The organism is Pseudoxanthomonas sp. SE1, assembly GCF_029542205.1.
In the GTDB taxonomy this organism is placed as follows: Bacteria; Pseudomonadota; Gammaproteobacteria; order Xanthomonadales; family Xanthomonadaceae; genus Pseudoxanthomonas_A.
The window spans coordinates 2,914,745-2,937,775 of sequence record NZ_CP113783.1 but is presented as its reverse complement, the minus strand read 5'-3'; the positions used below and the strand labels follow the sequence as shown (position 1 = coordinate 2,937,775).

Annotated in this window: 22 protein-coding genes; 15 read left to right on the top strand and 7 right to left on the bottom strand. The window is 66.6% G+C overall.

The window, feature by feature from the left end:
• Positions 1-15: 15 nt before the first annotated feature.
• The gene (locus OY559_RS13845) at positions 16-1,710 is read right to left on the bottom strand and encodes an alkaline phosphatase family protein (RefSeq protein ID WP_277726825.1); all 1,695 of its coding nucleotides are present in this window, start codon (positions 1,708-1,710) and stop codon (positions 16-18) included.
• Positions 1,711-1,850: 140 nt separating this feature from the next.
• Between OY559_RS13845 and OY559_RS13840 the strand changes: the two genes are divergently transcribed.
• A complete protein-coding gene (locus OY559_RS13840; RefSeq protein WP_277726824.1) occupies positions 1,851-3,128 on the top strand; it encodes a dicarboxylate/amino acid:cation symporter in 1,278 nt (425 codons plus the stop codon).
• A 97-nt stretch (positions 3,129-3,225) separates the two neighbouring features.
• Here OY559_RS13840 and OY559_RS13835 read toward each other — a convergent pair whose 3' ends face one another.
• The 3 genes from OY559_RS13835 to OY559_RS13825 form a co-directional block, all read right to left on the bottom strand.
• Complete coding sequence (locus OY559_RS13835; RefSeq protein ID WP_277726823.1) at positions 3,226-4,092, bottom strand: bile acid:sodium symporter family protein; 867 nt, start codon at positions 4,090-4,092, stop codon at positions 3,226-3,228.
• Positions 4,093-4,259: 167 nt separating this feature from the next.
• The gene (locus tag OY559_RS13830) at positions 4,260-4,940 is read right to left on the bottom strand and encodes a C40 family peptidase (protein WP_277730010.1); all 681 of its coding nucleotides are present in this window, start codon (positions 4,938-4,940) and stop codon (positions 4,260-4,262) included.
• 218 nt (positions 4,941-5,158) lie between these two features.
• Positions 5,159-5,716, bottom strand: a complete 558-nt coding sequence (locus tag OY559_RS13825; RefSeq protein WP_277726822.1) for a C40 family peptidase — start codon at positions 5,714-5,716, stop codon at positions 5,159-5,161.
• Positions 5,717-5,799: 83 nt separating this feature from the next.
• Here OY559_RS13825 and OY559_RS13820 point away from each other — a divergent pair, with 83 nt between their 5' ends.
• From OY559_RS13820 to OY559_RS13795, 6 genes are all read left to right on the top strand, one after another.
• Complete coding sequence (locus tag OY559_RS13820) at positions 5,800-6,279, top strand: FKBP-type peptidyl-prolyl cis-trans isomerase (RefSeq protein WP_277726821.1); 480 nt, start codon at positions 5,800-5,802, stop codon at positions 6,277-6,279.
• A gap of 119 nt (positions 6,280-6,398) precedes the next feature.
• Positions 6,399-7,646 (top strand): DUF418 domain-containing protein, encoded by a 1,248-nt coding sequence (locus OY559_RS13815; RefSeq protein WP_277726820.1) that lies wholly within the window; start codon positions 6,399-6,401, stop codon positions 7,644-7,646.
• A 19-nt stretch (positions 7,647-7,665) separates the two neighbouring features.
• Positions 7,666-8,916, top strand: coding sequence for an NAD(P)/FAD-dependent oxidoreductase (locus tag OY559_RS13810; RefSeq protein ID WP_277726819.1), 1,251 nt, complete (start codon positions 7,666-7,668; stop codon positions 8,914-8,916).
• Positions 8,913-10,268, top strand: coding sequence for a glutathione-disulfide reductase (gorA, locus tag OY559_RS13805; protein ID WP_277726818.1), 1,356 nt, complete (start codon positions 8,913-8,915; stop codon positions 10,266-10,268). The genes OY559_RS13810 and gorA overlap by 4 nt, the downstream gene beginning before the upstream one ends.
• A gap of 36 nt (positions 10,269-10,304) precedes the next feature.
• Positions 10,305-11,081, top strand: a complete 777-nt coding sequence (gene hutG, locus OY559_RS13800) for an N-formylglutamate deformylase (RefSeq protein WP_277726817.1) — start codon at positions 10,305-10,307, stop codon at positions 11,079-11,081.
• 73 nt (positions 11,082-11,154) lie between these two features.
• Positions 11,155-12,075, top strand: a complete 921-nt coding sequence (locus OY559_RS13795) for a DMT family transporter (RefSeq protein ID WP_277730009.1) — start codon at positions 11,155-11,157, stop codon at positions 12,073-12,075.
• A gap of 13 nt (positions 12,076-12,088) precedes the next feature.
• Here the strand turns inward: OY559_RS13795 and OY559_RS13790 are convergent, their stop codons facing one another.
• The 3 genes from OY559_RS13790 to OY559_RS13780 form a co-directional block, all read right to left on the bottom strand.
• Complete coding sequence (locus OY559_RS13790; RefSeq protein ID WP_277726816.1) at positions 12,089-13,231, bottom strand: carboxylate-amine ligase; 1,143 nt, start codon at positions 13,229-13,231, stop codon at positions 12,089-12,091.
• 117 nt (positions 13,232-13,348) lie between these two features.
• The gene (parE, locus tag OY559_RS13785) at positions 13,349-15,238 is read right to left on the bottom strand and encodes a DNA topoisomerase IV subunit B (RefSeq protein WP_277726815.1); all 1,890 of its coding nucleotides are present in this window, start codon (positions 15,236-15,238) and stop codon (positions 13,349-13,351) included.
• A gap of 15 nt (positions 15,239-15,253) precedes the next feature.
• Positions 15,254-15,964 (bottom strand): hypothetical protein, encoded by a 711-nt coding sequence (locus tag OY559_RS13780; protein WP_277726814.1) that lies wholly within the window; start codon positions 15,962-15,964, stop codon positions 15,254-15,256.
• A 161-nt stretch (positions 15,965-16,125) separates the two neighbouring features.
• Here OY559_RS13780 and OY559_RS13775 point away from each other — a divergent pair, with 161 nt between their 5' ends.
• From OY559_RS13775 to truD, 8 genes are all read left to right on the top strand, one after another.
• Positions 16,126-16,377 carry a hypothetical protein gene (locus OY559_RS13775; RefSeq protein WP_277726813.1) on the top strand — a complete coding sequence of 84 codons (252 nt, stop codon included), beginning with the start codon at positions 16,126-16,128 and terminating at the stop codon, positions 16,375-16,377.
• A 138-nt stretch (positions 16,378-16,515) separates the two neighbouring features.
• A complete protein-coding gene (locus OY559_RS13770; RefSeq protein ID WP_277726812.1) occupies positions 16,516-18,177 on the top strand; it encodes a CTP synthase in 1,662 nt (553 codons plus the stop codon).
• Between the two features lie 88 nt (positions 18,178-18,265).
• The gene (kdsA, locus tag OY559_RS13765; protein WP_277726811.1) at positions 18,266-19,099 is read left to right on the top strand and encodes a 3-deoxy-8-phosphooctulonate synthase; all 834 of its coding nucleotides are present in this window, start codon (positions 18,266-18,268) and stop codon (positions 19,097-19,099) included.
• Positions 19,100-19,116: 17 nt separating this feature from the next.
• Positions 19,117-20,400 (top strand): phosphopyruvate hydratase, encoded by a 1,284-nt coding sequence (gene eno, locus OY559_RS13760; protein ID WP_277726810.1) that lies wholly within the window; start codon positions 19,117-19,119, stop codon positions 20,398-20,400.
• Between the two features lie 3 nt (positions 20,401-20,403).
• Positions 20,404-20,754 (top strand): cell division protein FtsB, encoded by a 351-nt coding sequence (gene ftsB, locus OY559_RS13755; protein WP_277726809.1) that lies wholly within the window; start codon positions 20,404-20,406, stop codon positions 20,752-20,754.
• On the top strand, positions 20,754-21,449 hold the full coding sequence (gene ispD / locus OY559_RS13750) for a 2-C-methyl-D-erythritol 4-phosphate cytidylyltransferase (protein ID WP_277726808.1): 696 nt from the start codon (positions 20,754-20,756) through the stop codon (positions 21,447-21,449). Before ftsB ends, ispD begins: the two co-directional genes overlap by 1 nt.
• A gap of 16 nt (positions 21,450-21,465) precedes the next feature.
• A complete protein-coding gene (gene ispF / locus OY559_RS13745; RefSeq protein WP_277726807.1) occupies positions 21,466-21,957 on the top strand; it encodes a 2-C-methyl-D-erythritol 2,4-cyclodiphosphate synthase in 492 nt (163 codons plus the stop codon).
• Positions 21,954-23,012, top strand: a complete 1,059-nt coding sequence (truD, locus tag OY559_RS13740) for a tRNA pseudouridine(13) synthase TruD (RefSeq protein WP_277726806.1) — start codon at positions 21,954-21,956, stop codon at positions 23,010-23,012. The genes ispF and truD overlap by 4 nt, the downstream gene beginning before the upstream one ends.
• Positions 23,013-23,031: the final 19 nt, after the last annotated feature.

Here is a 23,031-nt window from a genome sequence, read left to right as displayed (position 1 = left end):
ACCCGGCGCGAGAACTCACTTCTTCTCGAAATCCGCCGGCTTCGGCAGTTCCACCGGCACGCCATTCGCGTCGCACGTGCCCGCTGCGCACAGGCGCGCACGCAGCTTTGGTGCGGCCTGCACGATGACGTGGTAGATCGCGTTCTGCTCCAGCGTGCCGCGGAAGGCGTCGCTGCCGGGACCGATGGCCCAGATGCCGACGTCTTCGCCGCCGTGCGATTCCGACTTCAGCGGCACCAGCGCTTCCTGCAGGTAATCCGGGTGCTCGGTGTCGACGTGGCTCAGGTCCGGCCGACCCTCCGACGGTTCGACGCTGCTGGGGGCATGCAGGAACGTTTTCGACCCCGCAGGCTGGCGGTTGCTGGCGCCGGTGTAGCCGGGACCATTGGCGTACGTCAGCGTGGTGAAGGTCAGGCCCGTCTGGTCGCGCGCGAGGTCGCCTGGCGTGTCGTCTTCGCCGCCCTGGCCACGCACCTTGCCCAGGATCGGATTGCCGCGCACGGGATAGCCGACGAAGTTGAGCGTGTGCGAATGATCGGCGGTGACGACGATCAGCGTGTCATCGCGTGAAGTGGCCTCCGTCGCGGCGCGCACGGCATCCGACATCGCGACGGTCTCATCGAGTGCGCGATACGCGTTGCCATAGTGGTTGGCGTGATCGATGCGCGCGCCTTCCACCAGCAGCACGAAGCCTTCCGGATTGCGCGAGAGCGTGCGGATCGCGCTGCGCGTCAGGTCGGCAAGCGAAGGTTCGCCCTGGTCATCCTTGCGGCGGTCGTGTTCGAACTGCATGTGGTCATACTCGAACAGGCCCAGCAGCTGCGGTGCATCCGTGGCGGCTTCCAACTGCCGTGTATTCCAGGCATAGGCACCTTGCGGATGCGCCTGTTGCCACTCGGCGACCAGGTTGCGGCCGTCGAGGCGCTGGCCGACCTTGTCGTCTTCTTCCGGGTCGCGCACATCCACGGGCAGGAACTCGCCACGCCCTCCGCCCAGCACCACCGTCGGACCATGTCCGAAGCGTGCAGCGCCCAGCAATTGCTGGGCAATGTCCTTGCATCCGGCCTCGGTCGCCTCCGCGGGCAGGTCGCTGTCGTTCTCCCAGTCGCGATGCGAGACGTGAGCGTAGGTCGCCGCGGGTGTCGCATGCGTCACCCGCGCGGTGGTGACGATACCGGTGGCCAGGCCGGCGCTGTCGGCCAGCGTCAGCCAGCTCAGCAGGTCCTTGCTGCCGTCGGGCGTGCATTCGCCCTTGCGGCCGGCCGACACGCCGATGGCGCCCATGTGCGATTTCACGCCGCTGGCAATGGCGGTCATGGTGCCGGCCGAGTCGGGCGTCTGCGAATCGGTGTTGTACGTCTTGCTGAAGGCAGTGTGCGGGAAGTGCTCCCAGCTCAGCAGATTCTCCTCGCCCGGCATGCCTTTGCGCTGGCCTTCGAAGATGCGCGCGGCGGCCACCGTGGTCAGGCTCATGCCGTCGCCGAGGAAGACGATGACGTTCCTGGCCTTGCCCTGCATCGCGCCATTGGCGGCGGCCTTCGCTGCACCATTCCGGTACCACCATTGAGGCGTTTCGCCCTGCGGGTGGGCCACCGGCGCGACATCGACATGGACGACGGAGGACGTGGCGGGCGAGGTGCTGGCGCAACCGGCGAGCGCGGTGAGCAGGGTCATGCCGGCGAGCGGCGACACGAAAGAACGCAGGTGCATGGCGAACCGGAGGAAGGCGGACGCGCCATTATGCCGTCCGCGCAGTGTCCTGTTCATGACACCCGGCATTCCGCCGGCATGGTCGCCCCGCGCGGAGTCATGGGCTAAGGTGGCGCGTCCGTTTTTCTGAGTCGCGGTGGATGAGTCTGGTCTCGGCCTGGTTGAGGATTCCGTTCTGGCAGCGCGTGGTCGCCGGCTTCGTGCTGGGCGCGCTGGCGGGATGGATGCTGGGACCGGCCTCCGGTGTCTGGCTTAAGCCACTCGGCGATCTCTACGTCACTCTGATCAAGATGATCGCGGTGCCGCTGGTGTTCTTCGCGGTGATCAATGCCGTGTCCAGCCTGCACGGGCAGAAGTCCGTGGCGGCGCTGGGAGGGCGCACGTTCCTGTGGTTTGCCGCGACGGCCACGCTGGCGGTCTCTGTCGGCCTGGCCGTGGGCTGGGTGGTGCAGCCGGGCAAGGGGCTGACCGGGCTGATGATGGCGCCGGATTACCAGGTGCGCGAAGTCCCCACGCCGGTACAGGTGCTGCTCGACATCGTGCCGGCCAATCCGTTCAAGGCGCTGACCGAGGGCAAGATCCTGCAGGTGATCTTCTTCGCCGGCCTGCTGGGCTTCGCGCTCGTCAAGCTGGGCGAACGCAGCGCGGGCCTGCGCAAGCTCGCCGGCGAGGCCAGCGACGCCATGGTGCAGGTCACGCGCTTCGTGCTCGAGATGACGCCGATCGGCACGTTCGGCCTGATCGGTTCGCTGGTGGGGACCTACGGGTTCGAGAAGCTGCTGCCACTGGGCAGCTACATCGGTGCGCTCTACCTGGCCTGCGCGCTGCACATCGTCGTCGTATACGGCAGCCTGCTGCTGGCGCACGGATTGAACCCGTGGAAGTTCTTCCGCGGCGCCGCGCCGGGCATGCAGGTGGCGTTCGTCAGTTCGTCCAGCTTCGCTTCGATGCCGGTCGCGCTGCGCAGCGTCACCCACAACCTGGGCGTGGACAAGGACTACGCCGCGTTCGCGGTGCCGCTGGGCGCCAGCATCAAGATGGATGGCTGCGGCGCGATCTATCCGGCGCTGACGTCGATCTTCGTGGCCCAGTATTTCGGGCTGGACCTCTCGATGAACCAGTACTTCGTCATCCTGTTGGCGTCGGTGCTGGGCAGCTTCGGCACGGCCGGCGTTCCGGGCACGGCGACGGTGATGGTCACCCTGGTGCTGAGTGCGGCCAACCTGCCGTTGGAAGGCATCGGCCTGCTGGTGGCGATCGACCGCATCCTCGACATGATGCGCACGATGACCAACGTGACCGGCCAGATGCTGGTGCCGGTGCTGGTGGCGAAGGAGACCGGGCTGCTGGATCGGGAAGTCTACGAATCGGCGTCCACCAACGTGGGGCTGGAAGAGGGCGAACCGCGCTCGGGTTGAACCGATAGGCTCCTGTGGGAGCGACGTCAGTCGCGATGAAGGCACCGGAGTGTTCGTTCGCGACTGACGTCGCTCCCACGGGAAACACCCTCGCAACTCAGGTGTTCGCCGCCTTGTCCCGCGACACCCACCATGCGAATACGCCCGCCGTGACGAACATCAGCAGGCTGTACACCGCCGCTGGCACCGAGATGGTCGGGTTCTGCAGCACGTTGAGGGCGATGAAGATCGCCAGCGTGCCGTTGTGGATGCCGATCTCCATGGCGATGGCGATGGCCTGCTTCTTCGGCAGGCGCAGCGCCAGCGGCGCCGCATAGCCGGCGCCCATGCTGGCCAGGTTGAACAACAGGCAGGCCAGGCCGACGATGGCGAAGTAGGTGGTCAGCGTTTTCCACTCCTGCGCCACCGCCGCGACCACCAGCAAGGCCAGCACCAGCACCGATAGCAGGCGGATGGGCTTCTCGGTGCGTGCCGCGAACCCTGCCGCCTTGGCACGGATGACCATGCCGATGGCGACGGGCAGCAGGATGATGGCGGCAACCTCGACGACTTTCTTCGTCGGTGGCGGTACGTACTGACCGGCGCCGAGGAAGTACTCCAGGGAAAGGTTGAGGATCACCGGCAGCGTCAGCAGGCAAAGCAGGCTGTTGATCGCGGTCAGGGTGATGTTCAGCGCGACGTCGCCGCGCGCCAGATGGCTGTAGATGTTCGCGGTGGCGCCGCCGGGCGAGGCGGCCAGCAGCATCAGGCCCACTGCGAGTTCCGCAGGCAGGCCGAAGCCGAGTGCCAGGCCGAACGCGACCCAGGGCAGTACCAGCGTCTGCAAGGCGAGCCCGATCAACACCGCGCGTGGGTAGCGCGCCACGCGGCGGAAATCCTCAAGCGTCAGTCCCAGCCCCAGCCCCAGCATGATGATGCCCAGGGCCAACGGCAGCAGCAGATTGGTCAGCAGTGATGCCTGCATCGCGTACGACTCCCCTTCGGCGCGAAGAAATGGTTGCGCCTTCACGGCGCGATCGCCGGAGGATGGAGGCAAGCCGGCGAGCGATGCAAGCTGCGGCGCACAGGAGAGGGAAAAGAAGAAGGCCGCGCAGGGCGGCCTTCCTCATCGTTGCAGTGGCCTGCGTGCGGTCACATCGCGACGCGGCGCGCACTCAGGTAGCGATTGGCCCAGTAGCCGGTAAGCAGCGTGTCCACGCGTACATCCTTGCCGCGGCTGGGCGAATGCAGGAAACGACCTTCGCCGACGTAGATGCCCACGTGGTTCACCCGGCCTTTCAGCCCGAAGAACACCAGATCACCCTGACGCAGATCCTCGCGCGCACCGACCATTTCCGCGTCGGCCTTGGCGGCCATGTCGCGGGAGACGCGCGGCAGTTCGATACCCAGCGCGGTGCGGAAGACGTAACCGACCAGACCACTGCAATCGAAACCGCTGTCGGGCGAGGTGCCGCCCCAGCGGTACGGCGTGCCCATCAGGGCCAGTGCGCGTTGCAGGACGGCCTGGACCTTGCCGCCCTGCTGCTCCTGCGCGACCACACCTTCCTTGCTCAGGTCGTAGGCGGCCAGCAGCTTGCTGATGTCACCGGCGACCATCGCCGAACGATCGACCAGCGGCAGCGTGTCGCTGGCGGCCAGGCGCGGGAGCAGGGCGGAGAGGGTGGCGGTGGCGGCCTCGGCGGCCTTTTCCTTGACGCTGGCGGTGACGGACCTGGCAGCGGGGGCGGGGGCCTCCACCACATCGCCGGATGCCGGCGTTGACGCGGACTCGACGGCGGTCGGAGCAGTCTGGGCCTGCGCCACGGAGACCATGGCGCACAGGCCAAGGCTCAAAAGAAGTCGGGAAACCCTCCGCGGCAGGCGGTGGGTGGCGGCAGGCTGGCCTGTTGGCAGGTCGTCGTCGGTCGTCACGCGCGGGAGGGATTTAACAAGTCAGGGGCGATAATGCCGGCTGATCGGACCGATTTGGTTCAGAAATCGTTATTTATTCGTTAAATGTGAACGTTGCGCGTCACAGACTTGACCGAATCCTAACGAAGCACGCGTTTTGCGCCGCTGTAGTGGTCGCGCCAGTAGGGCCCATCCAGATGGTCCAGCCGCACGGTTCCGCCTGTACTGGGCGCATGCACGAACCGGCCCTCGCCCACGTAGATGCCCACGTGGGTGACGTTGCCCTTGTTGCCGAAGAACACCAGGTCTGCTGGCGCCAGGCGGCGTGGCTCGATCTTCGGTCCCTGAACCTGCGCGAGTTCCCGCGAGGTACGCGGCAGGCGAAGGTCCAGCATGTCCCGGTACACGTAGGTCACCAGGCCGCTGCAGTCGAAGCCGGATTCCGGCGTGTTGCCGCCGTAGCGGTAGGGCGTGCCGACCAGGCCGATGGCGCGCATCAGGACCGAGGTGGCAGCGGCGGGATCGTCGGCCTGCACCGCCGGCCACGCGCGCTGCGCGGAAGGCGGTGGCGACTTGCGGGCCTGGGGCTTGGAGCCACCGCAGCCGGCCAGGGCGACAAGGCTGCTGCAGAACAGGAGGACGGCCCAGCGCCGAAGTGGCGCGGGCAGGGTCAAGCCGGGATAATGTCGGGCCTTCATCGCGGCGCATCTTCGCCGCATTCCCTTGCGGTCCACAAGCCGCGCCCGTCCTGCCCGCCGGCAGGCCCCGTCCAGAGTCCCGCATGAAAATCGCAAAAGACAGCGTCGTCCGTTTCCATTACACCGTGTCCGAAGCCGGCCAGGAGCCGATCGAAAGCTCGAAGGACCGTGAGCCGCTGGCGATCCTGATCGGCCACGGCAACATCATCCCGGGCCTCGAGAGCGCCATGCAGGACCGCGAGGCAGGCGAGAGTTTCGGCGTGGACGTGGCGGCAGTGGATGCCTACGGCGAGCGTCGCGACGGCCTGAGCCAGCGCGTGCCCAAGAAGCACTTCGGCAACCAGCGCCTGGTGCCGGGACAGCAGGTCGTGCTGCAGACCAACTTCGGCCCGCGCGCCGTGACCATCCAGAAGGTCGGCATGAGCGTGGTGGACGTGGACCTCAACCACCCGATGGCCGGCAAGGACCTGCACTTCGACGTGGAGATCGTGGAAGTGCGCGAAGCCAGCGCCGAGGAGCTCGAGCACGGCCATGTGCACGGCGACGGTGGTCATCACCACTGATCCACGCGGCATCGCGTGATCCCGACGGCCCGCGCAAGCGGGCCGTTTCGTTTGCCGCGCAGGATGCGGCATGGCGCATGGTCTAATCCCTGACCAGAGCGAGACCAACGGGGAAGGGAATGAAGGCGACGATCACGGACAACCTGGCGCCCATCGCGGTGGCCGAGCGCATCGAAGCGATGGATGTGCTGCGCGGCTTCGCGCTGTTCGGCATCCTGCTGATGAATCTGGAAGGCTTCGTGGGGCCGGTGCTGGCGTCGGGTACGGGCCTGGACCCGAAGCTCGTGGGGATGGACCGCACCGTCGACCTGCTGGTGTACGTGCTGGTGCAAGGCAAGTTCTACACGCTGTTCTCGCTGTTGTTCGGCATGGGTTTCGCCGTGATGTCGCAGCGTGCCGAACAGGCGTCACGGCCCTTCGCAGGGGTGTACTGGCGCCGCGGCCTGGTGCTGCTCGCCCTGGGCGCGGTGCACGCACTCTTCGTGTGGGCTGGCGACATCCTGATGATGTACGCCCTGTGCTCGTTCCTGCTGCTGGCGTTCCGGCCATTGCCGTACCGCTGGTATGTCTGGCTCGGCCTGGGCGCATATGCCATGCCGATCGGCTTCATGTTCCTGATGGGCGGCATGGGCTCGCTGCTGGCGGGCACCGAAGGCTGGGACAAGGCCATGGGTGAGATCGGCACGCAGATGCAGGCGCTGGTCGACAACGAGCGTGTCGCGTACGGCAGTGGCAGCTATGTGGATGCCACCTGGCAGCGCCTGAAGAGCACGGGCATGTTGCTCAGCAACATCACCATGTTCGGCTTCATTGCGTTCGGTCTGTTCTTGCTGGGCGCGTGGTTCGTGCGCAGTGGCGCCATCGCGCGGCCCGGAGAATTTCCGCGCATGTACGCGACCCTGCGCTGGGTGGCATGGCCGCTGGGATTGCTGGCCATGCTCGGGTCGGTGACGCTGGCACCCACGATGGATTTCGCCACGTTCAACCTGCGGATGTCCACGGCATTCGCACTGCAGATGCTGGCGAACCTGCTGATGTGCCTGGGCTATGTCGCCTGGGTGATGCGCGCATTGGCATCCCCACCGTGGCAGCGGTCGCTCGCCTGGCTGGCGCCCGCGGGACGCATGGCGCTGACCAACTATCTGATGCAGTCGCTGGTGTGCACCTGGATCTTCTACGGATATGGCCTCGGCTACTTCGAGCAGTTGCCGCGCGCGTGGCAACCGGTGTTCGCACTGGTGCTGTTCGGCCTGCAGGTGGCGCTGAGCCGGCTCTGGCTGTCGCGGTTCCGGTTCGGTCCGGTCGAATGGCTGTGGCGTTCATTGACCTACGCGAAGCTGCAACCTTTGCGGCTTCGCGCCGCGTGACAGCGACGGGGTGGACAGGGTGAATGTTCCCAGCGACGACGTCCTGGTTATCGGCGGTGGCGCCATCGGGCTGGCGACCGCATTGGCGCTGCTCGAATCAGGCCGTAGCGTGCGCGTGCTGGATGCCGCCCGCGTCGGTAGCGGTGCCTCGCATGGCAATTGCGGCACCATCACGCCCAGCCACGCGCCGCCCCTGGCCGCGCCGGGCGTGCTGGTACAGGCATTGCGGTGGATGTTCACGCCGGATGCGCCGCTATACCTCAAGCCCCGCGTCGATCCCGCGCTGTGGCACTGGCTGCTGCGCTTCGCCGCCCGCTGCAACCTGCGTGATTGGCGCCGCAGCACGCAGGCGCGTGCCGCATTGCTCAACGATGCGCGAGGCCGGCTGGCGGACTGGGTAGACCGCTATCGACTGGACTGCGAGTTCGAGGAGGAGGGACTCGACTATGTGTTCCGCGATCCACGCAGATTCCAGCGTCATGTGGACGAATGCGCGGTGCTGGCGGAATTCGGCATTGCCACGCAGGTGTTCGGCGGCAGGGACTACGAGCGGGAGGAACCCGCCATGCTGCCCGGCGTCGCGGGCGCCATCCGGTTTCCCGGCGATGCGCGGCTGCGGCCGGACCGTTATGTCGCTGAGCTTGCACGCGTGGTGCGGGAGCGCGGGGGGATCCTCGAAGAACACTGTCGCGTGGAGAGGCTCGAAACGATCTCCACCGGCGTACGGCTGACAACGGCGCAGGGCACGCGCGCGGGACATGATGCCGTCATCGCGCTGGGCGCCTGGACGCCCGCGTTCGCGCGCGCGCTGGGATTGAAGGCGCCCATCCAGCCCGGCAAGGGTTATTCGATCACCTATGCGCGGCCGGTGCGCGTACCGCGTCACCCGATGGTGCTGAAGGATCGCTCGGTCTGCGTGACCGTATGGGAAAGCGGCTTCCGCCTGGGCAGCACGATGGAGTTCTCGGGCCTTGACGACACGCTCAACGAGACGCGGCTGGCTGCCCTCGAGCGCGGCGCACGCGAGTTCCTGCGTGAGCCCTTCGGTGCCGAAGTGCACGAGCGCTGGTACGGGTGGCGGCCGATGACGTGGGATGATCTTCCGCTGCTGGGGCGTGCGCCCGGCCATCGTCACGTGTGGATGGCGGCCGGCCACGGCATGCTCGGCATCAGCATGAGTACGGCGACCGGTCAGTTGATGGCCGATCTGATGATGGGCCGCACCCCGGCGTTCGATCCCTTGCCTTACCGACCGGAGCGATTTGCATGAAGCCGCAGGAATTCGACCTGATCGTGGTGGGGGGCGGCTCGGGTGGTCTGGCCGGCGCGTTCCGCGCGGCATCGCACGGCGCGAAAGTGGCCTTGCTGGAACCCAGGGAGCTGGGAGGCACCTGCGTCAACGTGGGCTGCGTGCCCAAGAAGGCGATGTGGCTGGCGGCCGAACTGTCGCAGAAGATCGCCTTGGCATCGTCGCTGGGTTTCGACGTCGCACCGCCCACGCTGGACTGGAAGGAGTTCATCGTGCATCGCCAGCGCTACATCGCCGGCATCCATGCCAGCTATCGCAAGCGGCTGGATGAAAGTGGCGTGGTGCTGATGCCCTGCCATGGCCGGTTCAGCGACGCGTACACCGTGGTCAACGCAGATGGCGTGGCGCTGCAAGGCAGGCAGGTGCTGATTGCGACCGGGGGGCGGCCATCGCGACCGCAGATTCCCGGCGCCGGACTCGGCATGGTCTCGGATGACTTCTTCAACCTGTGCGCGGCGCCACCCCGCGTGGCGATCGTGGGAGGCGGCTACGTGGCGGTCGAACTGGCCGGTGTGTTGCAGGCGCTGGGCAGCCAGGTGGAACTTTTCGTGCGCGGCCAACGCCTCTTGGACGGCTTCGACGAGCAGATCACCGCGGAGCTGGCGGACGACATGCGCCAGCACGGGGTGCGTCTGCATTTCGGACATGCCGTGGCAGCGTTGGAAGAGGCATCCGGGGGCGGAGTGACGGTATTGGCGGTGGACGGGACGCGCAGCGAGCGCTTCGATGGGCTGATCTTCGCGACGGGGCGTACACCCAACACATCCGGCATGGGGTTGGAGAATGCGGGGGTGGCGACCGATGCGCGCGGATTCGTCCAGGTGGACGCGTACCAGAACACCTCCGTCGACGGGATCTGTGCCCTGGGCGACGTGACGGGACAGGCGGCACTGACGCCCGTGGCGATCGCAGCGGCACGCCGCCTGATGGACCGAATCTTCGGTGGCCAGGCCGATGCGAAGCTGGACTATCGCAACATCGCCACCGTGGTGTTCTCGCATCCGCCTGTCGGAAAAGTGGGGCTGACCGAAGCCGAGGCGCGTGCCTGCTTCGGCGATGAGGTGAGCGTATATGCGACGCGCTTCAGGCCGATGCTGCATGCACTGGCCGATTCGCCGCAGCGCAGCCTGTTCAAGCTGGTCTGCACGGGCGACGACCGGCGCGTGGTCGGCCTGCATCTGCTGGGCGAAGGGGCTGACGAAATGCTGCAAGGGTTCGCGGTGGCGTTGAAGAAGGGCATCACCCTGGCCGACCTGCACGACACGATGGCCATCCATCCCACCAGCGCCGAGGAAGTGGTGCTCCTGCGCTGACGCCTGCCATGGCGGGTGCGGCGATACAATGGCGGCATGGACACCTATACCCTGCATCGCGGCACGGCGCCGCTGCTCATCAGCCTGCCGCACCATGGCACCGCGCTGCCGGACGACCTCACGGCGCGCCTGACCACGGAGGCACGCCGCGTGCCGGATACCGACTGGCATGTCGCCGAGTTGTATGCCTTCGCACGCGGACTGGGCGCCTCGATCATCGTGCCTGCGTACTCGCGCTATGTGGTGGACCTCAATCGGCCCGAGGATGATGTCTCGCTCTATCCGGGCCAGAACACCACCGGCCTGTGCCCCACCGTGCGTTTCAGCGGCGAGTCCGTCTATCTGCCAGGACAGGAGCCGACGCCGGAGGAAATCGCGGCACGCGTGGACACCTACTGGCGCCCCTATCATCGAGCCCTGCGGGCCGAGATCGCGCGCCTCCACGAAGCGCACGGGCGCGTCGTGGTGTGGGAAGGCCACTCCATCCGCAGCGAGGTGCCCTTTCTGTTCGAGGGTCGCTTGCCGGATTTCAATCTCGGTACCGCCGGTGGAGCGAGTTGTTCGCCGGCCCTGCAGCACGCACTGGAAGGCGTGCTTGCGTCGCAGGCGGACTTCAGCTTCGTCATCAACGGTCGATTCCGCGGTGGCTACATCACCCGTCACTACGCCGATGTCGCCCATGGCATCCAGGCGGTGCAGCTCGAACTGGCGCAGCTGAACTACATGGACGAGGACAGCTTCGCCTACCTGCCCGAGCGTGCCGCACGCACGCAGGTGCTCATCCGCCGCCTGCTGGAATGCACGCTGGCGTGATGCGGTCGCCATGACACGGCTGCAAGCGGAAGACGAACTGGCGCAGCCACTCGACGTGGCGCCAGCCGAGGCGGTGGAAGCACCAGCGGCGCGACAATACCTGAACGCGGTCAGCCGTTCCGGCCTGCTGCTGGCCGCGCTGGGTGCCATCGCCTTTTCCGGCAAGGCGATCATCGTCAAGCTGGGCTATCGCTACGGCGCCGACGCAGTGACGTTGCTGGCGCTACGCATGCTGGTCGCGTTTCCGTTCTTCCTGCTGATGGGGGTGTGGGCCGCGCGGCGCAGCGCGGCGCTGTCGAAGGACGACCTGGGCAGAATCCTGCTGTTGGGTTTCCTCGGTTACTACCTGGCCAGCTTCCTCGACTTCGCGGGTCTGGCCCACATCACCGCCACGCTGGAGCGGTTGATCCTGTACCTCACGCCGACGCTGGTGGCGCTGATCGGCTGGCTGGCGTACCGCAAGCGCATCTCGCGCAGGCAGGCGTGGGCGCTGGGGGTCAGCTATGCCGGCGTGGCCCTGGCGTTCGGTCATGACCTGCAGGCAGGCGGGTCCAACATCGCGCTTGGCAGCATGTTGGTATTCGGCAGCGCGCTGGCTTATGCGCTCTATCTTGTCGGCAGTGGCGAAGTGGTCGCACGCGTCGGCGCGGTACGCCTGACCGCATACGCCAGCAGTGTGGCCAGCGTGCTTTGCCTGCTGCAGTTCCTGCTGCTCCGGCCGCTCGGCGCGCTGGTGCTGCCGTGGGAGGTGTACGCGCTGTCGCTGGTCAACGGTACGCTGTGTACGGTATTGCCGGTGCTGGCGGTCATGATGGCCGTGGCCCGGATCGGTTCTGCACTGGCAGCGCAGGTCGGCATGATCGGCCCGGTGTCGACCATCGTGCTCAGCCTGCTGCTGCTGGGCGAACCGATGGGTCCCTGGCAGGTCGCGGGGACGGTACTGGTGATGGCAGGTGTTTTCGTGGTGTCGCAGCAGAAGGCCATCGCGCGCTGAGCATGCGCGCCGGTCACGCAACGACGCTTGCGCGCGCGAGCCATTGCACCACATGGTCGAGGGCCTCGGCATGCGTGTCGCCGGCCAGGCGGCGTTCGCGGTGCAGTTGCAGTTGCCGATGGGCGCTGGTGCCTTCGTCGAGGATGCACCAGAAGCGTTCGATCTGTGGCCGGCATGCCAGCGCGTCGATGTCGTCGGCCAGGGCATCGAGCGTGTTGTCCAGCATCTCGCGCACGGAGACCAGGCGCCGGCTGCCCAGGTCGATCAGTCCTGCATCAAAGCCGTACCGCTGCGCGCGCCACAGGTTCTCCGCAATCACGGCCTGGTCGCCGGTCCCCAGTTCCGCATGCAGGGCAGGCCTGCGATCCAGGTGCCGTACCAGGCAGCGGAACAGCTGCGCGATCGCCAGTGCGTCGCGCGGATCGGTGCACGCGTCGGTGACGCGCAGTTCCAGCGTGGGAAAGGCGAGCGAGGGCCGTAGTGCCCACCACAGGAAGCTCGCATCCGGGATGGCACGGCCGTCGACCATGCGTTGCACGTAGCGATCATATTCCGCTTGGTCGCGGAACAGCGGTGGCAGCCCGGTTCGCGGGATCTCCTGATAGGCGGTTTGCCGATATCCCATCAGCCCGGTGGCGTGCCCCATCCAGAACGGTGACGACGTACTGAACGCCAGCAGCAACGGCAGGAAGGGTTGCATGCGCGCCATCAGCCCGACACGCGACGAAGGATCGGCAGGTTGCACGTGCACGTGCAGTCCGCACAACAGGTTGCGGTGACCGAGCATCTGCAACTCATCCATCACCTGGTCGTAGTGCGGTTTGTCGGTGCTGCGTTGGCCGCGCCACTGCGCCGAGGGATGCGTGCCGGCCGCCAGGATCCCCAAGCCATGCTTGTGCGCAATACCACCAACCCCGCGACGCAACGCCAGCAGATCGGACTCCGCGACGGCGGGATCATCGTGTACCCGGGTCTGCACTTCGACCTGGGTCTGCAGCATCTCGCTGCCGCAGCGGTCCCCCAGCGTGTCGCGGCATTCCTCGAAGAAGCGGCGTGGCATGTGCCGCAGGCGCCGGCCGTTGCTGCGCACGAGGAAGTATTCCTCCTCGAGTCCGAAGGTGTAGGGGTGGGCGTTGTGCGGTGGTGTCTGCGCCATGCCCGCGTTATCTCATCGGGAGGGTGAACGGCATGTTGAACCGTGCCCACCATGGCACCGCCATCATTCGCGACGGGACCGCCGCGACGGCCCCTCACGTTCAAGCCCCGCCGGATTTCAGACTTCGAGGGAAGCCAGGTCGCCCTTCGCTTCCAGCCAGGTCTTGCGGTCGCCCGCACGCTTCTTGGCCAGCAGCATGTCCATCAGGCCGTGCGTCTGCAGGCTGTCGTCCACGGTCAGCTGCACCAGCCGCCGCGTGTCGGGGTGGATGGTGGATTCGCGCAACTGGGCGGGGTTCATTTCGCCGAGACCCTTGAAGCGGGTCGTGTTGACCTGGCCGCGGATCTTCTCGCGCTCGATCTTCTCCAGCAGCAGGCGCTTCTCTTCCTCGTCCAGCGCATAGAACACCTGCTTGCCCACGTCCACGCGGAACAGCGGCGGCATGGCGACGAACACGTGGCCCGCCTGCACCAGCGCCGGGAAGTGACGCAGGAACAGGGCAGCCAGCAGGGTGGCGATATGCAGGCCGTCGGAGTCTGCGTCGGCCAGGATCACGACCTTGCCGTAGCGCAGCCCGCTGATGTCGTCCTTGCCGGGATCGCAACCGATGGCGATGGCCAGGTTGTGCACTTCGTCGGAGGCGAGCACCGAGGTGCTTGCCACTTCCCAGGTATTCAGGATCTTGCCGCGCAGCGGCAGGATGGCCTGGAAATCCTTGTCGCGCGCCTGCTTGGCACTGCCGCCTGCGGAGTCGCCCTCCACCAGGAACAGCTCGGTGCGCGAGAGGTCCTGGCTGATGCAGTCGGCCAGCTTGCCGGGCAGGGCAGGGCCCTGAGTGACCTTCTTGCGGACGACCTGCTTCTCGGTCTTCAGGCGCGCGCTGGCGCGCTCGATGGCGATCTGCGCGATCTTCTCGCCAAGCTCCACGTGCTGGTTCAGCCACAGACTGAAGGCATCATGGGCCGCACCTTCGATGAAGCCGGCGGCCTGGCGTGAGGAAAGGCGTTCCTTGGTCTGGCCACTGAACTGCGGATCGGTCATCTTCAGCGACAGCACGAAGGCCACGCGGTCCCACACGTCTTCCGGCGCCAGTTTCACGCCGCGCGGCAGCAGGTTGCGGAAATCGCAGAACTCGCGCAACGCATCGGTCAGGCCGCTGCGCAAGCCGTTGACGTGCGTGCCGTGCTGGGCGGTGGGAATCAGGTTGACGTAGCTTTCCTGCACCAGTTCGCCTTCCGGCACCCAGGCCACGGCCCAGTCGACGACCTCGCTGTCCTTCTTCAGCTGACCGACGAAGATGTCCGGCGGCAGCAGGTCGCGGCCCGCCATTTCACCCCGCAGGTAGTCGCGCAGGCCGTCTTCGAAATGCCAGCTGTCGCGTTCACCACTTGCCTCGTCGAACAGGGTGACGTTCAGGCCCGGGCACAGCACGGCCTTGGCGCGCAGCAGGTGCTTGAGTGCGCGCACGTTGAACTTCGGCGTGTCGAAGTATTTCGGGTCGGCCCAGAAGCGGACGCGGGTACCGGTGTTCTTCCTGCCCACGCTGCCGACCACTTCCAGCGGCGTGGCGCGGTCGCCGTTGCGGAAGGTGATGCGGTGCTCGCTGCCCTCGCGCTTGATGTGCACTTCCACCAGCGTGGACAGCGCGTTGACCACGCTGACGCCCACGCCGTGCAGGCCGCCGGAGAAGGTGTAGTTCTTGTTGCTGAACTTGCCGCCCGCATGCAGACGGGTGAGGATCAGTTCCACGCCCGGGATCTTCTCTTCGGGATGGATGTCCACAGGCATGCCGCGACCGTCGTCGCTGACCTCGCAGCTGCCATCCTTGAACAGGGTGACCTCGATGCTGCCGGCGTGGCCGGCGAGGGCCTCGTCCACTGCGTTGTCGATGACCTCCTGCGCCAGGTGGTTCGGGCGCGAGGTGTCCGTGTACATGCCCGGACGGCGCTTGACGGGATCAAGGCCGGAAAGGACTTCGATGTCGGCGGCGTTGTAGCGGCTGCTCATGGTGCGTGCGGGTTCTCAGCGGGGTTGCGCGGCGCCCTGCAGGGCGCCGCCGGTATAGGGATTGAAGAGATAATCGCCAGGGAAGCGCTCGCCGGTCCTGGCGTCGTGCCGTGCCGGCAGCAGGCTGCCGAGCGGCGTGCGGAAGCTGTAGGTGTCGAGCGAGGTGCGTACCTGCACGCGGCCGTCCGTCATCGGGTCGAACAGCAGCTTGCCTTTGGCGTCGCGTGCATCGAGCACGGCAAAATGCATGTTGTCGCCCATCGGCCCCAGCATGTTGGCCATCACGGGACGGAGGATGGAAAGCAGGTTCTTCAGCTGTGCGGGGATGCTCGTGGGCGCCATCGGTGCGTGGGCCGTCCCCGTCGCGTCGAGGAAGCGCATGTCGCTGAACATCGTGTCGCTGTCGGCGAATTCGTCGATGCCGGCGATGCCCACCTTGCCGCGCACCATGGCGATGAGCAGATAGTCATCGAGTTGCGCGATGAACTGCTTGCGGTCGGCGTCGGACAAGCCTTGTTGCTGGGCGGCGGAAACATGCCAGTAGACGGGGGGTATGACCCAGACCAGTTCCATGGTGTCATCCACCATGTGGGTGCGCTGGGTGTCCTGCGCCACCTGGTCGAGGCGGATCTCCTTCAGGGGCAGGGGCATGCGTTGCGCCCACGCGGTCGCCGGCAGCAGGGCCAAGGCAGCGAGCGCGGCGAGCAGTCGGAGGGAGAAGCGCATGCGACGACCTCTGTCGGGATTGACGGGTGCGGCAGTGTGCCGCCTGCCCCGGATTTTTGCCATGTTCAGTCGCACACGCTGAAACTGCGCGCGTGGACAGGGATGCCCTTGGGAACGCCATGCGGTGTCCCCAGATTCCCGCCATCCACCAGGAGCCCGCCATGAAGTCCCGCAATCTGTTGCTGCTGTCCGCCGCTGCCTTCGGTGCGCTGTTCGCGGTCCAGGCGTTTGCCCAGTCCCGGACCGGTACCGACGCCGACAAGCCCAAGCAGGACCAGTCCCAGACCAGTGATCCCTCCGATCCGGAGGCCAAGGCGCGTCGCCGTGCCGCCAACGAAGCCGCCGCCAAGCGCAAGGCCGCCGAAGGTCGGCAGAAGAAGGCCGGCGAGGAAGAGGAAGAGCGCAAGCCCTGATCCGCTTCACGCCAGAAACCCTTGCCAGACAAGGGTTTCGCGACTGGTCGACCATCCAGGACGCCCCGCTTCGGCGGGGCGTCGCGCTTCCGGGCGACACGCGTTGCCTGTAGACTATGGCTTTCCGGAGCCCCGCCCATGACTCCCCTGATTTTCGTTACCGGCGGCGTTGTGTCCTCGCTAGGCAAGGGCATCGCCGCCGCTTCGCTTGCGTCCATTCTCGAAGCACGTGGCCTGAAGGTCACGATGATGAAGCTGGACCCCTACATCAACGTCGACCCGGGCACCATGAGCCCGTTCCAGCACGGCGAGGTGTACGTCACCGACGACGGCGCCGAGACCGATCTGGATCTCGGCCACTACGAGCGCTTCGTGCGCACGCGCCTGAGCCGCAAGAACTCGGTCACCACCGGCCGGATCTACGAGAACGTGATCCGCAAGGAGCGCCGCGGCGACTACCTGGGCGCCACGGTGCAGGTGATTCCGCACATCACCGACGAGATCCGCCGCTGCATCGACGAAGCCACCGAAGGTTTCGACGTGGCACTGGTGGAGATCGGCGGCACGGTGGGCGACATCGAGTCGCTGCCGTTCCTGGAAGCGATTCGCCAGATCCGCACCGAGCGCGGCCCCGAGAAGGCCCTCTTCATGCACCTGACGCTGGTGCCGTACGTGGCGGCAGCAGGCGAGCTGAAGACCAAGCCGACGCAGCATTCGGTGAAGGAATTGCGCTCGATCGGCATTCAGCCCGACGTGCTGCTGTGCCGTTCGGAGCAGCCGATCCCGGATTCCGAGCGCCGCAAGATCTCGCTGTTCACCAACGTGCCCGAGCGCGCCGTCATCAGCGTGCCGGACGTGGATGTGCTGTACCGCATCCCGATGGGTCTGCACGGGCAGGGCCTGGACGAGATCGTCCTGCGCCAGTTCCGCATCGAGAACGCCAAGTCTGCAGACCTGTCCGAGTGGGAAGCGGCGGTCGATGCCACGCTCAATCCGTTGGACGAGGTGACCATCGCCGTCGTCGGCAAGTACGTCGACCACCAGGACGCCTACAAGTCCGTGGGCGAGGCACTCAAACACGGCGGTCTGCGCCAGCGGACGCGCGTCAACCTGAAGTGGATCGAGGCGCAGGAGCTGGAAGGCACCGACATGGCGCTGCTGCGGGGCGTGGACGGGATCCTGGTGCCAGGCGGCTTCGGCGACCGTGGCTTCGAAGGCAAGGTGCTGACCTCGCGTTTCGCGCGCGAGCAGAAGCTGCCGTACTTCGGTATCTGCTATGGCATGCAGGCGGCGGTGGTCGACTACGCCCGCCACGTCGCCGGCCTGACTGACGCCAACAGTACCGAGAACGACAAGCAGTCGCCGCATCCGGTGATCGGCCTGATCACCGAATGGCGCACCGCGACGGGTGATGTCGAGAAGCGCGACGAGCGCTCCGATCTGGGCGGCACCATGCGCCTGGGTCTGCAGGAGCAGCGCCTGAAGCCGGGCACGCTGGCGCGCGAACTCTATGGCAAGGACGTGGTGGCCGAGCGCCACCGTCACCGCTACGAGTTCAACAACCGCTACCGCACGCAACTGGAAGACGCCGGCCTGGTCATCGCGGCCAAGTCGATGGACGACCTGCTGGTGGAGATGGTGGAACTGCCGCGCACCGTGCATCCGTGGTTCCTGGCCTGCCAGGCGCATCCGGAATTCCTGTCCACGCCGCGCGACGGACATCCGCTGTTCGTCGGCTTCATCCGCGCCGCGCGCGAGAAGAAGGCGGGCGGCAAACTGTTGAAGGAAGCGCGGGCGTGACCGGATTCTGTAGGAGGGGCTTCAGCCCCGACCGGGATCGGGAAGAGCATCGGGGCTGAAGCCCCTCCTACATGAGGAATCAGTCGCAATGAAGCTTTGTGGATTCGACGTCGGTCTTGACCAACCCTTGTTCCTGATCGCCGGGCCGTGCGTGATCGAGTCGATGCAGTTGCAGATCGACGTGGCCGGCCGCCTGAAGGAAATCACCGGCAAGCTGGGGGTGAACTTCATCTTCAAGTCCAGCTTCGACAAGGCCAATCGCACCTCCGGCACCAGCTTCCGTGGTCCGGGCATGGAAGAAGGCCTCAAGGTGCTGGACGCGGTGAAGAAGCAGGTCGGCGTGCCGGTGCTGACCGACGTGCACGAGTACACCCCGATGGACGAAGTCGCGGCCGTCGTCGACGTGCTGCAGACGCCGGCCTTCCTCGTGCGCCAGACCGACTTCATCAGGAAGGTCTGCGCTGCCGGCAAGCCGGTCAACATCAAGAAGGGCCAATTCCTGTCGCCGTGGGACATGAAGCCCGTGGTCGAGAAGGCCAAGTCCACCGGCAACCAGGACATCATGGTCTGCGAGCGTGGTGCCTCGTTCGGCTACAACAACCTGGTCAGCGACATGCGTTCGCTGAGCGTGATGCGCGATACCGGTTGCCCGGTCGTGTTCGACGCCACCCACTCCGTGCAGCTGCCGGGCGGGCAGGGCACCAGTTCCGGCGGCCAGCGCGAGTTCGTCCCGGTGCTGGCACGCGCAGCGGTTGCCGTAGGCGTGGCCGGCCTGTTCGCCGAAACGCACCCGGACCCGGCCAAAGCCCTGTCCGATGGGCCGAATGCCTGGCCGCTGGACAAGATGGAAGCGCTGCTGGAAACGCTGCTGGCGCTGGATAGCATCACCAAGAAGAACGGTTTCCTCGAATCCTCTCTCTGAGCTGAGCACACGACACGATGACCCAGATCGCCAAGATCCACGCCCGCGAAATCCTCGATTCCCGCGGCAATCCCACCCTCGAAGCCGAGGTCACGCTGGAAGACGGTTCCTTCGGTCGCGCCATGGTGCCGTCCGGCGCCTCGACAGGCACCAAGGAAGCCGTGGAACTGCGTGACGGCGACAAGACACGCTACCTGGGCAAGGGCGTCCGCAAGGCGGTGGAGAACGTCAACGGCCCGATCGCCAACGCGCTGCACGGCTTCGACGCCACCGACCAGGAAGGCCTGGACCGTCGCCTGATCGATCTGGACGGCACCGAAAACAAGGGGCGGCTGGGCGCCAATGCGCTGCTCGGCGTGTCGATGGCGAACGCGCATGCGGTGGCCGCGTCCAAGAAGGTCCCGCTATGGCAGCACCTGGCCAACGGCGAGGTCACCTTGCCGGTGCCGATGATGAACATCATCAACGGCGGCGCGCATGCCGACAACAACGTGGACTTCCAGGAGTTCATGGTGCTGCCGGTTGGCTTCGATTCGTTCGCCGAGTCGTTGCGCGCCGGCACCGAGATCTTCCACTCGCTGAAGTCGGTGCTGAAGGGCCATGGCCTGAGCACGGCGGTCGGCGACGAGGGCGGCTTCGCGCCCGATTTCCGCAGCAATGTGGAAGCGCTGGATACCATCCTCGAAGCCATCGGCAAGGCCGGCTACACCGCCGGTGAGGACGTGCTGCTGGGCCTGGACGTGGCCTCCAGCGAATTCTTCGACAACGGCAAGTACCACCTGGTGGGCGAGAACAAGCGCCTGACCAGCGAGCAGTTCGTCGACTTCCTGGCCGACTGGGCGGCGCAGTATCCGATCATCACCATCGAAGACGGCCTGGCCGAGGACGATTGGGCGGGATGGAAGCTGTTGACCGACCGGATCGGCAAGAAGGTGCAGCTGGTCGGCGACGACCTGTTCGTCACCAACCCGAAGATCTTCAAGGAAGGCATCGAATCGGGCACCGCCAACGCCATCCTGATCAAGGTCAACCAGATCGGCACGCTGACTGAGACGCTGGAAGCCATTGCGATGGCCCACCACGCCAACTACGCCGCGGTCGTCTCGCACCGGTCCGGTGAAACCGAGGACACCACCATCGCCGATATCGCGGTGGCTACCACGGCCACGCAGATCAAGACCGGCTCGCTGTGCCGCAGCGACCGCGTGGCCAAGTACAACCAGCTGCTGCGCATCGAAGAAGCGCTGGGAAGCAAGGCACGCTACGCTGGCCGCAACGCCTTCGTGTCGCTGAAGAAGTAATCCATGCGCAAGACGCCCTGGCTCCTGCTGGTGCTCGTGCTGCTGCTGGGATGGCTGCAGTACAAGTTCTGGTTCGGTGTCGGCAGTTCGGGCCAGGTCGTCGCGCTGGAACAGCAGGTCGAATCGCAGAAGCGCGAGAATGCCGGCCTGCAGGAGCGCAACGATGCGCTCGCCGCCGAAGTCGAGGACCTCAAGTCCGGTGAATCGGCGGTCGAGGAGCGCGCACGCAGCGAACTGGGCATGATCAAGCCGGGCGAGAAGTTCTACCGCGTGGTCGAAGCGGCTGCGGCGACACCGGTCGCGGCCACGGAAGACGCTGGAAGCGACGCTGGCGTCGCGGACCCCGTTCCCTGATGGCCCGCATCTGGGCTGTCGTGCCCGCGGCGGGACGCGGCACCCGCTTCGGCGGTGAGCTTCCCAAGCAGTATCTTGTGGTCGATGGCGCGCCGCTGATCGCACACACATTGGCGGCCCTGTTCGCGCATGACGCGGTGGAAGGCGCGGTGGTGCCGGTATCGGAGAACGATTCGGACTGGCCACGCTGGACCGAGTTCGCGGGCAAGCCGGTGCGCGCCTGCATCGGCGGTGCGAGCCGTGCGGCGTCCGTGCTGGCTGGCCTTCAGTCGCTGCCGGGAGACGTGCGCGCCGACGACTTCGTGCTGGTGCACGACGCTGCGCGACCCAACCTGTCGCTGGCGGATCTGTCGCAACTGCTGGAACGTGGCCGCAACGACCCGGTGGGCGCGATCCTCGCCGCGCCTGTGCGCGATACATTGAAGCGTGCCGGTGACGATGGCGGCATCGATGCCACAGAACCACGCGAGCGGCTGTGGCGTGCCTTCACGCCGCAACTGTTCCGCCGCTTGCAGCTGACCCGCGCATTGGAATCCGCACTCGCCGAGGGCGTCGATGTCACCGACGAGGCGATGGCGATGGAGCGCCTGGGCCTGCGGCCGCTGTTGGTGGAAGGCTCGGAAAGCAACTTCAAGATCACCACGCCGGCGGACCTGGCGCGGTTCGCGTTCGAGCTGGCGCAACGCGCCCGCTGAGGAAGACGGGATCCACATGCAGAACTCCGTGAACATCCGCATCGGCCAGGGCTTCGATGTGCACGCCTTCGGCGACGGCGACCATGTCATGCTCGGGGGCGTGCGCGTGCCCCATGAACGTGGCGTGCTCGCGCACAGCGATGGCGACGTGGTGCTGCATGCGCTGTGCGACGCCATGCTGGGCGCGCTGGCACTGGGCGACATCGGCAAGCACTTTCCGCCGTCCGATGACCGCTGGAAGGGCGAAGACAGCCGCGCATTCGTGCGTCACTGCAACGCGCTGATCGTTGAGCGGGGTTGGCGCGTCGGCAACGCCGACGTCACCGTGATCTGCGAGCGGCCGAAGGTCGGTCCGCATGCCGGTGCGATGCGCGCATGCGTGGCGGAAGACCTGGGCATCGATACCGACGCCGTCAGCATCAAGGCCACCACCACCGAGACGCTGGGGTTCACCGGCCGTGGCGAGGGCATCGCGGCGCAGGCGGTCGTGTTGCTGGTGAAGGCGTGAGCGAAGACCTGCCCCGCGCCTTCGGCGCACCCGTGCTGTCCGCGACCATGCGCAACACGCCCGAAGACTTCTTCGTGGAGGAATTGCCCGGCTTCGCGCCGTCCGGCGAGGGTGAGCACCTGCTGCTGACCGTCGAGAAGCGCGGCATGAACACCCCGTTCGCGGCCAAGCGCATCGCCGCGTGGGCGGGCATCGCGGAGATGGGCGTGGGGTATGCGGGCCTGAAGGACCGGCACGCGGTCACGCGACAGCGTTTCAGCGTCCATCTGCCACGCAAGACGGCGCCCGATCTGGCGGCCCTTGCGTCCGACGATCTGGCGGTGATCGAGTCGACCTGGCATTCGCGCAAGCTCCCGCGCGGCGCCTTGGCGGGCAATCGCTTCGAACTGGTGCTGCGCGATGTCGTTGGCGATGCCGATGCCATCGAGGCGCGATTGCGCGACATCGCCGCGCATGGCCTCCCGAACTGGTTCGGCGAACAGCGGTTCGGTCGCGACGGCGGCAATGTCGCGGCGGCATTGGCGATGTTCGCGGGGCGGCGGGTGCGTCGCGAACAGCGCTCGATACTGTTGTCGGCGGCCCGCTCGGCCCTGTTCAACCGGGTGCTGGCGGCCCGGATCGCCGATGGCAGCTGGAACCGGGGGCTGGAGGGCGAGGTCTGGACGCTGGCGGGCAGCCGCAGCGTGTTCGGGCCGGAACCCTGGAGCGAGGCGCTGGCGGAGCGACTGGCGGACTTCGACATCCATCCCTCCGGTCCGTTGTGGGGGCAGGGAGAACTGCGCGTGCAGTCTGCCGCGCGCGCTTGCGAAGAGACCGCGCTGCAGGGCGATGATGCGGCCGCACTGCGGGCCGGGCTGGAGCGCGAGGGGCTGAAGCAGGAACGGCGCTCATTGCGGTTGAGGCCCGACGGACTGGCCTGGGAATGGCTGTCGACGGACGTGCTGCGGCTGGGATTCGCGCTGCCGCCCGGGAGCTATGCCACCGCAGTGCTCCATGAACTGGGTTCGGCGCGGGACGCGTCGCAGCCACAGGACCGTCCGTCGGAACGCGACTGAAGGCACTGGAAGCGCCGTC